Source organism: Clostridium muellerianum (assembly GCF_012926525.1).
GTDB lineage: Bacteria > Bacillota > Clostridia > Clostridiales > Clostridiaceae > Clostridium_AM > Clostridium_AM muellerianum.
The window spans coordinates 131,129-142,799 of record NZ_JABBNI010000004.1 but is presented as its reverse complement, the minus strand read 5'-3'; the positions used below and the strand labels follow the sequence as shown (position 1 = coordinate 142,799).

11 protein-coding genes are annotated in these 11,671 nt (G+C 29.5%); 9 read left to right on the top strand and 2 right to left on the bottom strand.

The window, feature by feature from the left end; genetic code table 11:
• The first annotated feature begins 1 nt into the window (after window position 1).
• From HBE96_RS01720 to HBE96_RS01690, 7 genes are all read left to right on the top strand, one after another.
• Entirely contained in the window at window positions 2–676 is a 675-nt protein-coding gene (locus tag HBE96_RS01720; RefSeq protein ID WP_169296044.1) for a flagellar brake protein, read from the top strand.
• A 4-nt stretch (window positions 677–680) separates the two neighbouring features.
• On the top strand, window positions 681–1,406 hold the full coding sequence (locus tag HBE96_RS01715; RefSeq protein ID WP_169296043.1) for a FliA/WhiG family RNA polymerase sigma factor: 726 nt from the start codon (window positions 681–683) through the stop codon (window positions 1,404–1,406).
• Window positions 1,407–1,436: 30 nt separating this feature from the next.
• A complete protein-coding gene (locus HBE96_RS01710; RefSeq protein WP_169296042.1) occupies window positions 1,437–1,958 on the top strand; it encodes a hypothetical protein in 522 nt (173 codons plus the stop codon).
• Window positions 1,959–2,002: 44 nt separating this feature from the next.
• Complete coding sequence (locus HBE96_RS01705; protein ID WP_169295908.1) at window positions 2,003–2,158, top strand: hypothetical protein; 156 nt, start codon at window positions 2,003–2,005, stop codon at window positions 2,156–2,158.
• Entirely contained in the window at window positions 2,155–2,934 is a 780-nt protein-coding gene (locus tag HBE96_RS01700) for a flagellar basal-body rod protein FlgG (protein WP_169296041.1), read from the top strand. The genes HBE96_RS01705 and HBE96_RS01700 overlap by 4 nt, the downstream gene beginning before the upstream one ends.
• A 15-nt stretch (window positions 2,935–2,949) precedes the next feature.
• Window positions 2,950–3,741, top strand: coding sequence for a flagellar hook-basal body complex protein (locus HBE96_RS01695; protein ID WP_169296040.1), 792 nt, complete (start codon window positions 2,950–2,952; stop codon window positions 3,739–3,741).
• Window positions 3,742–3,878: 137 nt separating this feature from the next.
• The gene (locus tag HBE96_RS01690; protein WP_169296103.1) at window positions 3,879–4,160 is read left to right on the top strand and encodes a hypothetical protein; all 282 of its coding nucleotides are present in this window, start codon (window positions 3,879–3,881) and stop codon (window positions 4,158–4,160) included.
• A gap of 59 nt (window positions 4,161–4,219) precedes the next feature.
• On the opposite strand, the gene HBE96_RS01685 is transcribed toward HBE96_RS01690, so the two are convergent.
• Entirely contained in the window at window positions 4,220–5,854 is a 1,635-nt protein-coding gene (locus tag HBE96_RS01685) for a putative manganese-dependent inorganic diphosphatase (RefSeq protein WP_169296039.1), read from the bottom strand.
• 198 nt (window positions 5,855–6,052) lie between these two features.
• Here HBE96_RS01685 and HBE96_RS01680 point away from each other — a divergent pair, with 198 nt between their 5' ends.
• A complete protein-coding gene (locus HBE96_RS01680) occupies window positions 6,053–8,599 on the top strand; it encodes a calcium-translocating P-type ATPase, PMCA-type (RefSeq protein WP_206154789.1) in 2,547 nt (848 codons plus the stop codon).
• A gap of 35 nt (window positions 8,600–8,634) precedes the next feature.
• Here HBE96_RS01680 and HBE96_RS01675 read toward each other — a convergent pair whose 3' ends face one another.
• Window positions 8,635–9,039: a hypothetical protein gene (locus tag HBE96_RS01675; RefSeq protein WP_169296037.1), complete on the bottom strand. Its 405-nt coding sequence runs from the start codon at window positions 9,037–9,039 to the stop codon at window positions 8,635–8,637.
• A gap of 318 nt (window positions 9,040–9,357) precedes the next feature.
• On the opposite strand from HBE96_RS01675, the gene HBE96_RS01670 reads away from it, so the two are divergent.
• Window positions 9,358–11,667 carry an AAA family ATPase gene (locus HBE96_RS01670; protein ID WP_169296036.1) on the top strand — a complete coding sequence of 770 codons (2,310 nt, stop codon included), beginning with the start codon at window positions 9,358–9,360 and terminating at the stop codon, window positions 11,665–11,667.
• Window positions 11,668–11,671: the final 4 nt, after the last annotated feature.

The window sequence follows — 11,671 nt, the reverse complement described above, 5'->3', positions numbered from 1 at the left end:
TATGAGTGAAAAGGTAGAGTTTGTAATTAACGGTAAAATAGAAATTGAAATGGAAGATGGGTATTATAAAAGTAATATTCAGGATATTACCGAAGAATATGTAGCGATAAGTATACCGGTAAATAACGGTCAATATCTACCTTTAAGGAAAGAAGAAAAAATTACTGGTGTATACTATTATGATAAAGAAATATATAGATTTAAAACTGTAGTTTTAGGAAGAAAAATAGATAAGATACTTATTATAATGATAAAGAAACCTGATACTTTCAAAAAGTTACAAAGAAGAAACTTTGTAAGGGTTCCTTTTATGACTAATATATGTTGTGCACAAATAAAATTGACAAAAGATATAAAAAGTATAGGTGATAACCAGATAAAGTTTTTTGAAGCTTGTTCGTTGGATATAAGTGGCGGTGGTATGAGGCTAGCTGTTGATAGGAGTTTAAAAGAAAAAATACATTGTGATGATATTTTAATGATAACAATACCTTTAGGGCAAGAGAGTATTACTGTAAAGACAAAAATAGTAAGGGTGGAAAGTGATAGGAAAAACCCTAAAATTATTTATGGAACTATTTTTTTTGATTTAGATAAATATTCCCGAGAAACTATAATAAAATTGGTTTTTCATATTATGAGAAATCAGATAAAAAATGGAGCAAAGGAGGAATAGGATTATGGCATTGGTGGATGGCTTAGATGTTAAAGAAGAATTAGTAAAAAAGTACATACCCCTTGTTAAATATATTGCATCTAGAGTCATAATTGGTAAAACTAAATATATAGAGTATGAAGACTTGGTTAGTTATGGAATGCTTGGACTCATGGATGCAATAAGTAAATTTGATGATACTAGAGGGATGAAGTTTTCTACTTATTCTTCTATAAGAATAAAGGGTGCCATGATAGACGAAATAAGAAAAAATAGTCCTATTTCAAAGGGAGCTATGGACAAGCTTAATAGGTATAATTTTGCTGTAGAAAGACTCCAAAAGACCTTAGGCCGAGAACCTTCTGATAAAGAAATAGCTAATGAATTAAATATGACACTAAAAGAAATGATAGAAATAGAAAATTACATAAATTATATATCTATTGTTTCCTTAGAAGATTTGATATTTTCAGAGGATGATGATATTCCTTTAATTGGTACTATACAGGATAATAAAAGTCCAAGCCCAGAAAAAACTTTAGAAGAAAAAGAAGAGCTGGAATATTTGGCAAAAGCACTAGATATGCTGAATGAAAAAGATAAAACAGTTTTATCTTTATACTATTATGAAGGTTTGACATTAAAAGAAATAGGAAAGGTTTTAAGTGTGTCAGAATCTAGAGTGTGTCAGCTTCATAGTAGAGCTATTGTACATTTAAGAGGTGCTATGCAAAAACTCAAATATATATAGTACAAATTTTTATTAGAAGTGAGGGAATATATGATTTTTGTTATAATGATTCTAATTATAATAGGAATATTATTAATAGTATTAAATTTAAATGCAGCTAAAAAGGAAAAGGAAACTTTTGCACATATATTAAATAATAAAGAAGAAGATTTAACAGATTATGAATTAGAAATTGGAAAGCTTAGGAAGGAATTTTCTGAAACAATATTAGAGCTACAAAAGGAAATAGAAGAGTTAAAAGATAAAGTGGATTTAAAACAAATTAGTACATATGAGCAAGAAAATGAAATTAAGTATGAAAAAGAAGAACAGTTACAAATTAAAATTGAACCTGAAATTGAAAAAAAAGATGAAATAAATATAGAAAACAATAAAAATGTAGTAAATAATAAACCCGAAGTATACGAAAATATTAAAGTAGGAAATAATAGTGTAAAAATAGATAAAATAAATAAAATGTTAAATAAAGGGTCATCTGTGGATGAAATAGCTGAGAAATTAGATATTGGTAAGGGGGAAGTACTATTAATAAAAGAGTTATATGTAAAGTAAAAACTTTAATAGATTTTTTAAGTGATAGAAAATTATTAATAGGTATGGGAATAGGTATTATCATATCTACAGTTATTATGACAGGGGTTAAATTTAACTATGAAATTAGTAAAGTTAAAGTTGAAGATAAAGCAAGGTCTATGGGGATGATATATCCCGATGAAGTGAAAGTAATTAATAATAAGGAAGTGGGAAAATGATAAGAAGTCTTTATACTGCGATTTCTGGAATGATAACACAAGAAGCGAAACAGGATGTAATAACTAACAATCTAGCCAATGCAACTACAGTTGGTTTTAAAGGTGACAATTTAGCTGTAAAGAAATTTGATGATGTAATGATTCAAAATTATGATAAAATAGTTGGCGGAAAAAATGTAAGAAATGTTATAGGATCAATAAGTTTAGGAAGTAAAATTGATGCTGTAAATACTGATTTTACTCAAGGAAGTATACAGTCTACAGATAAAAGTACAGATTTTGCAATAGAGGGAAAAGGATTTTTTACTGTACAGAGAAATAATGGAGTGGATAATGGTCAATATTACACAAGAGATGGTCATTTTCATGTAAATATTAGTGGAGTTCTGGTTAATGATTCAGGTGATACAGTATTAGCTAGAAATTTACAAAACAATTCTTTAGGTCCTGTTAATGTAGGAAATGGAGAATTAAGTTGTGATATTAATGGAAATTTAAGTATTAACAATGTAAAAATGTATAAGTTATATACAGTAGATTTCAATGATTATAATGGTTTAAAAAAGGCAGGAGACAATCTTTATCAGGGAACGAATCCTACAGAAAATACAGCAATAGTAAGACAGAAAGCTTTGGAAAAGTCTAATATAAATGTAATTAATGAAATGGTTAGTATGATGACTACTATGAGAACATTTGAAACTAATCAGAAAATCGTACAATCAATTGACGAAACGTTATCAAAAGCGGCTAATGAAATAGGATCTGTAAGATAAAAGGAGAGCGATATTGTGTTAAGAATTTTGTGGAGTAGTAAAAGTGCCATGAACGCGCAACAGGAAAAGTTAGATAGTATTTCCAATAACATTGCAAATCAAAGCACTACAGGATATAAAAGAGAAGAAGTAAGCTTTCAAGATTTAGTTTATGAAACTTTAAATAGAAAGGGTTATCCTAATAGTGGCAATAATCCTAAAGAACCTATAAATGGTACAGGTGTTAAAGCTACTCAGTGGTATAGAGATAATACTCAAGGATCGCTGCAACAAACAGATAGTAAAACAGATTTTGCTATAGATGGAGAAGGATATTTCAGAGTTACATTACCTAATGGAAGTAAAGCTTATGAAAGAGCTGGAAGCTTTAATATAGATAATAATGGAGATATTGTAGATAAAAGTGGTAACAGATTAGACATAGAATTTACTGAACAGGGATCAAACTTATTTAATTCGGGAACTGTATTTACACAAGATAACTTTGCTGTTAAAGAAAATGGTGAAATATATTTAAATACTGGCAATGAGAGCGTGTACTATGGTAAAATTAATACTTATAGTGCAGTTGGGGATGAAGCCTTAAGCTCTATAGGAAATAACTTGTATGTGGCTAATCCAGGGGCACAAATTACTGTTACACAAAATAATAGTATTCTCCAGGGCAAAATAGAAGGATCAAATGTGGACATAGGAAAAGAAATGACAGATATGATAATAGCACAAAGAGCATTTGAATTAAGTTCTAAAGCTATGAAAACTGGGGACGATATGTGGGGACTTGTAAACAGCATGAAAGGTAGATAAACAGAGTTGTTTGCATCAGTTTGAGAAAACACTGAATATTAATTCAGTGTTTTTTATATAGCATTTTTGTCAACAAATGGGATTTGCGTACATATAATATAAGGATGTAATGATTAGGAGGATTTTTAGTGGAAAATATGTATGATGGGTGCCGTTGTAATAATAAAAAGGAAATTAGAATGGAAGAAAATCATTGTTCAATGAAAGAATTTATGTGCCCTATGATGGGATATATGTGTCCTATGATGGGCAGGATGAACCCGATGATGATGAATTCTATGGATCAAATGATGAATCCGATGATGATGATGAATCCAATGATGCAGGTAAATATGCAGGGCGCAATTATGGGGAAACCGCCTCAAAGTATGTATGGCATAAAAATGAAATCTGTAGAAATGACTGAAATAGAAGATTAAAAGCATTAAAAAGTACATAGACTTTATAAGTCTATGTACTAATTTTATAATAATGGTTTTTATTTTGCCATTACTGCTGTTAATGGTGGTACAACCTGTTTTTTTCTTGAAAGAACTCCAGGTGCGTATGCAGAATTATTCTTTAATACTACACCAAAGGCTTCAGAAACAGCATCTGTATGGTCTCCAACTGTGATTAATTCAGATCCACCTTCTAAGATGTTTGTTAACATAAGCAAAATTAAGCCAAAGTCTTCATTTTTACAGGTGGTTTCCATTAAATCTATCATGTCTTTTCTTATTGGGTTAAAGCTTTCAACGTCCATAGTTGATACCTGACCTACGCCAACCTTGATTCCACCTATAGTAAATGCTTTAAAATCTTGATTAAGTATTTCAGCAGGTGTTTTTCCTTCAAGAGATGATCCTGCTTTAAACATTTGTTTTGCAAAAGTTTCAGGGTCTATATTAGCCAGATTAGCTAATCTCTTTAGTATATGTTTATCAGCATTAGTCGCTGTAGGTGATTTAAATAGTAAAGTATCTGAAATAATAGCAGCACATAAAAGACCTGCAATTTTTTTAGATGGTCTTATTCCATTTTCAAAGAACATAGAAGCAACTATTGTAGCAGTGCATCCTACAGCTTCATTTCTGAAGTATATTGGAGCACCTGTTTGGATAGAAGCAATTCTATGATGGTCTATTATTTCAAGTACATCAGCATCATCAAGTCCAGGTACAGATTGAGATTTTTCATTATGATCTACAAGAATTACCTTTTTCTTCTTTTGAGATATTAAATGATATCTAGAAACATTTCCTACAACTTTATTTTCTGAATTTACTACAGGATAGCTTCTATATCTAGTTTCAAGCATAACCTCTCTAACTTCTTCAATAAAATCGTCAGTTTTAAAGGAAATTAGATTTTCCTTAGTCATTACGTAATTTACAGGAACGCTTTGATTTATTAATCTTGAAGCAGTAAATGTATCATAGGGAGTTATTATTACACAGCAACCTACACTCTTAGCTTTTTTTATTATAGTATCACTTACATCATGATTACCTGCTATGATCATAAGAGAAGCTTTGCAGTTTAGGCATACATTTTGAGCATCTTCTCTATCTCCGCAGATTACTATGTCACCTTCTTCTATAACTTCTTGAGCACTTTCAGGTAGCATAGCTGCAACAACTACTTTTCCTGCAAATTTAGGTTCACTTTCCACAGCATAGATGCATTTAGCAGAAAGTGTGTCCAATATGTTTTCAAGATTTGTTCCGCTTTTCTGTATTATATTATTATCCCATATATCCATGTAACTGGAAGTTATATTTGATTGAGAAGCAAGGCCTATTAGTCTATCTTCATCATCAACTACAGGAAGAGTTTTTACGTTGTTTTTTCTTATCATTGACCATGCTGTTTTTAAAGAAGTGTCTGGGCAAATTGGAGCTACACTATCAAAGTTTAGATCTCCTATCTGTGCTTTAACTGTATCAACTAATTTAGGTTCTTTAACTCCAAAATAATTAAGTACAAATTCAGTCTCTCTATTTATATTGCCGAGTCTTATGGGAATAGCATTAACGCCCATTTTATTTTTAAATTCTGCATAAGATATGGCAGAACAAATAGAATCTGTATCCGGATTTCTATGTCCTGTTATGTATACTACATCGTTCATTTTTAATGTCCTCCTAATTTTATATTAAATTCTAATGATTGCTACATATTATTATATACAATAGTAATGTTTTATACAATATATATACAAAATCTCATGTATTTACTCTTTCATTAATTGTTTTTATTATTTTCTCATAATAGCAGTAATTATAGGCATATATTTAAAGTGAACTTATTATGTTAAAAAAGAGGAGGGATGGATTTGATTAATGAAAGGGAATTACAAAATGGACTAACGCAAGAAGAAGCTAAGAGAAGATTAAAAAAATATGGACCCAATAGATTGGAAAAAAAGAAAAAGATATCTGCCATAAAAATATTTCTTCAGCAGTTTAATGATTTTATGGTTTGGGTACTTATTGTGGCTACAGTTATATCAGGTTTTATGGGAGAAAAAGCCGATGCTATTACTATACTTATAATTGTTGTAATGAATGCGATACTTGGTTTTTTACAGGAGTACAAAACAGAAAAATCTTTAGAGGCATTAAAAGAGCTAGCAGCTCCTACAGCTAAGGTAATAAGAGAAGGTACTTTAAGTGTAATAAATGCAGAAGAATTAGTAGTAGGTGATTTAATATTACTAGAAAGTGGAGATAGAGTACCATCAGATTCTATATTAATAGAAGATAGTAATTTTATGTTAGATGAATCTCTTTTAACAGGTGAATCTGTAGGCGTAGAAAAAAGTTGCAAAACTAAAGAGAGTTCAATATTTATGGGAACCATAGTTTTAAAGGGGAAAGCTAGGGCAAGAGTAGTTGAAACTGGTATGAAAACAGAAATGGGAAAAATAGCAGGTATGCTTGAAAATATAGAAAACGAAAGATCTCCTCTTAAAGAAAAGTTAGCCTCCTTAGGAAAAGTTTTAGTAATAATTTGTATCGCTATATGCATAATTGTAACACTTACAGGTATTTGGAGGGGACAAGATAAATATGAAATGTTTCTTCTAGGTGTAAGTTTAGCTGTAGCTGCTATTCCAGAAGGACTTCCAGCTATAGTTACAGTGGCTCTAGCTCTTGGTGTTTCAAGAATGCTTAAACGAAATGCTTTGGTTAGAAAACTTCCAGCAGTAGAAACGTTAGGGTGTACCTCTATTATTTGTAGTGATAAGACAGGAACTTTAACAGAAAATAGGATGACAGTAAAAGCTGTATATTTTGGTGAGAAAATATATAAGGTAGATGAAGATTCTATTCCCGAAAATTCATTACTAAAGAAGGCTTTTACATATTGTAATGATTGTAATTTTGATTTTAAGGGAAAGAATATTTCCAAAAGTTTATTTGGTGATCCTACGGAAACAGCTTTAATTAAGTCTTTTTTTAAGGACAATACACAATTAAAGAGTTTTTTAGACAAGGCTCAGCGAATATACGATATTCCATTTGATTCTGAAAGAAAGATGATGTCTGTAATAATGAAAGAGGGGTCAAAAGAAGTTTGTTATGTAAAAGGAGCACCAGAAAGAATAATAGCTAGATGTAAATATATTTTAGACAGAGGAGAAGTAAGATTGTTTACTTCAAACTACAAGGAAAAAGTAGTAAAAGCTGTAGAAAATATGTCTTTTAATGCATTAAGATGTATAGCAGGTGCATATAAGGATAAAGGTATTGTAAGAGGAAAATCATTAGAAGATAATCTTGTGTTCTTGGGTGTTGCAGGGATTATAGATCCTCCTAGGAAGGAAGCAAAGGATGCTGTTTTGAAATGTAAAATGGCAGGAATAAGAGCAATAATGATAACAGGAGATCATAAAAATACAGCTTTTGCTATAGGGAAAGAGCTTGATATATGTAAAGATCAGTCACAGGTTATAACTGGAGAAGAGTTAGATAAAATAAGTGATAAAAAGCTATCGGGTTTAGTGGATCATGTATCAGTATTTGCCAGGGTAAGTCCTAATCATAAATTGAGGATTGTAAAAGCATTAAAATCAAAGAATAAAATTGTAGCTATGACTGGAGATGGTGTAAATGATGCACCAGCAGTTAAAGAAGCGGACATAGGTATATCTATGGGGATATCAGGTACTGATGTAACGAAAGAAGCATCTTCTATGATACTTTTAGATGATAATTTTGCAACTATTGTGGCTGCAGTAGAAGAGGGAAGAGTTATTTATTATAATATAAGGAAATTCATAAGATACTTGCTTTCATGTAACTTAGGAGAAGTACTTACTATGTTTTTATCATCCCTTTTTTATTTGGATACGCCGCTTTTGCCTATACAAATTTTATTGGTAAACCTGGCTACTGATGGATTGCCAGCTATAGCATTAGGTGTTGATCCTCCAAATGAAGATATAATGATTGGAAAACCTAGACCTAAGAAGGAAAGCATATTTGCAAGAGGTTTAAGTGAAAAAATAATTATAAGAGGAACCTTGATAGGAGTATGTACAATATTAGCCTTTATGGTAGGAAAGTTAAATGGTTACAATTTAAAAACATGCAGGACATTAGCATTAAGTACCTTAATAATATCTCAATTAATACATGTATTTGAATGTAGATCAGAAAAACATTCTCTATTCCAAATAAACTTATTTACAAATATATATTTAGTAGGTGCTGTAGGAATATCTATAACCATGCTTTTATGTGTGTTGTATATTCCATTTATGCAAGTGATATTTCATACTACAGCTTTAAGTATAGTACAGTGGGGAATTGTAATATTTTTCTCAGGAATAATAGCACTAACCAATAGTTTATATTTATATTTTAAATAAAAAAGTAGAATTGCTTAGGCAATTCTACTTTTTTTCTATTTAATCCTTTGAAATTTTTGTGTTCTCTGAGGTTTTCCATCCATAGGCACTAAGTCTTTTTTTGTTGTAATGTTTCTTATATTAATAAGTTCAATTTGTTCTCTATTTTCTTTACCCTTTTTACCCTTTAAACCCTGAACTAAAACTAAGTTTCCTTGAGATAAACCTATAAATTCAGGCTTCTTGAACCACTTGTTTCTTATGTAAGAACATTTTACAATATTTTTGCTTCTTTCAGGTCTTACCAAAAGGGTTACATTTAACTTATGGAATATCCATAATATAGTTTTTTCAGTAATTTTAACAGATATTACTGTTCCTTGCACTTGAGTAAGTCTGTCACCATATTTTTTTAAATAAGATTTTGTGTAATATTGAGCAATTTTTTCTTTAAAACTCATGGTAATAACTCCTTTACGTTTAAATTTTATGGAATGCCGAGTTCTTCAGCAGTTTTAGTCTGCAGAATTTTAATTTTGTAGCTTATTATAACTTGGTATTATTATGTATGCCTTTTTAAAATGCATATTTATAATATGATATACACATACGCTATTAGTATACTAAATAAAATTGCACTTTGTCAAAAAAAATTAAGTTACAGTATTATTATATGCAATGTGGTGAGAAAATTCAAATTTATAGTTTTTTTTATTTTTTGTGCCTAAATAATAATTTTAAGAATATTATTATAGTAAGCGATGAAAGGAGGATGGGATATGCATAAAGAGTTAACAGCTGAAGAAGTTATATACAAATTTGAATTTGAAAATACAAATTTGAGGGAAGATAGCTGCCATATGCCTGAAGACAACGAAGTATATAAAAAATTAAAAACAGCTTTGGAAATAGATAAAGAAGGATATAACATTTATTTTATAGACAATTTTTCAAAAAATAAATTAAAGGAAGTTATGGAATTTGTAAAGAAAAACTTAAAATCCAAAGAAAGGCCAGAGGATATATGTTATGTTATAAAAGAAGATGAAAAATCTCCCAAAGTGTTATTTTTAGGTGCAGGCAAAGGGAAAGTTTTGAAAGAAATGCTTGAAAAAATACAAAAAGTATATTCAGAGATAACCTATGAATTTTATATTGATTCATCTAATAGAGAAAAAGAAGAAATAATAGAAGAGATTCAAAAAAAGAGATCGGATATAATAGATAAGTTGTTAAAGTTCTCTGAAGAGCAAGGATTTACTATTAAGGCTACTCAAAATGGTTTTTCGTTTATACCATTGAAAGATAAAGATGAAACTATGAATGAAAATGAGTATGAAAAGCTAGAAGTAGATAAAAAAGAACAAATATTAAGTAAAGCTGGTACTTTAAAGAATAATGCTCAAAAGGTTTTAGAAGAATTAAAAGACATAGAACTATCTGGAGTCGAAGAAATAAAACTACTTATGGATAAGCATTATAGTGAAAAAACTAAAGATATTAAGAAAGAGTATTTGGAAAAGTTTATGGAAGATAATGATGCCATAGAATTTTTAAGATATGTTTGTAGCGAAATAGAAAGTGGTATAAAGGAAATATACTCTATAAACTATGATGATGATGAAGATGAAATAAGTCATATAATATATAAGTATATGGTAAATGTATTAGTGGATAATAGTGAAAATCCAGGTCCACCTGTAATATTTGAAGAAGATCCTAGTGTAAATAATTTACTTGGTATTATAGAGTATGAAAGTAAAAATGGAGTATACTATACAGACATAAACTTGATAAAAGCAGGATCACTCTTAAAGGCTAATGGAGGATGTATTATAATTAGAGCCAGCAGTCTTTTAAACAATCCTTCATCATATTACCATTTAAAAAAGTCTATTATGAGTGGAAAAGTAGATTTAGACTATAATAGAGGATATTTAGAGTTTTTGTCTTTAAGTGGTTTAAAACCTGAGCCTGTTAAATTTAGTGAGAAGATATTAATCATAGGTGATTATAATATTTACGATCTTTTATATAGTTACGATGAAGATTTTAAAAAAATATTTAAAGTAAGAGCTGAATATAAATCTATGCTGGAAATTAATGAAGAAACCAAAAAATTATTTTTGTTAAAAATATATGGAATCTGCAGAGCTAATAATTTTTATCATTTATCTCAGGATGCTGTAGTAGAGTTAGCCAAATTTTTATCTAGAAGAGCTGAAAATAGAAATAAGTTTTATATGGATGATTATGAATTAAATAGAATACTTACAGTTTCTAACAATAAGGTGCAAGTAAATAATAGAAATGAAATAGAAGAAAAAGATATAATAGATACAGTTTATACTGAAGATATAATAGAAGAACAAATAAATGAAAGTTATAAAGACAATAAGATATTTATAAATGTAACGGGAAAATTAGTAGGCCAGATAAACGGTTTATCAGTGATAGATACAGGATACTGCAGCTTTGGAAAACCTATAAAAATAACCTGTTGTTGTTATAAAGGTGAAGGAAATATAATAGATGTACAAAAAGAAAGTGATTTAAGTGGAAATATTCATAATAAAGCTATAAATACTTTGAAAGGATTTATAACTAATCTTATAGGTGGTTATGAAAGAATACCTGTAGATTTTCACCTAAGCTTTGAGCAAATCTATGGGAAAGTAGATGGTGATAGTGCATCTGTAGCAGAAGCAGTATCTATAATATCATCTCTAAGTAAGATTGGTATAAAGCAAAATATAGCGGTTACAGGATCTATAAATCAATTTGGAAAAGTACAGCCTATAGGTGGAGTAAATGAGAAAATAGAAGGGTTTTTTAAAATTTGTAAGTTAAAGGATAATGTAAAATATAAAGGTGTATTAATTCCAGAATCTAATTTGAGTAGTCTCGTTTTAAATAAAGAAGTAGAGGAAGAAATCAAAAATGGAAATTTTCATATATATTCTATGAGTTCTGTCAAAGATGCTGTAGAAGTGTTAATGGGAGAAGAAAGTTTTGGGTATAATGAAATTATGGATAAACTGAATAGAGAATTGAAAAAATACACAACAAAACATAGAAAAAGTAAGTAAGTTA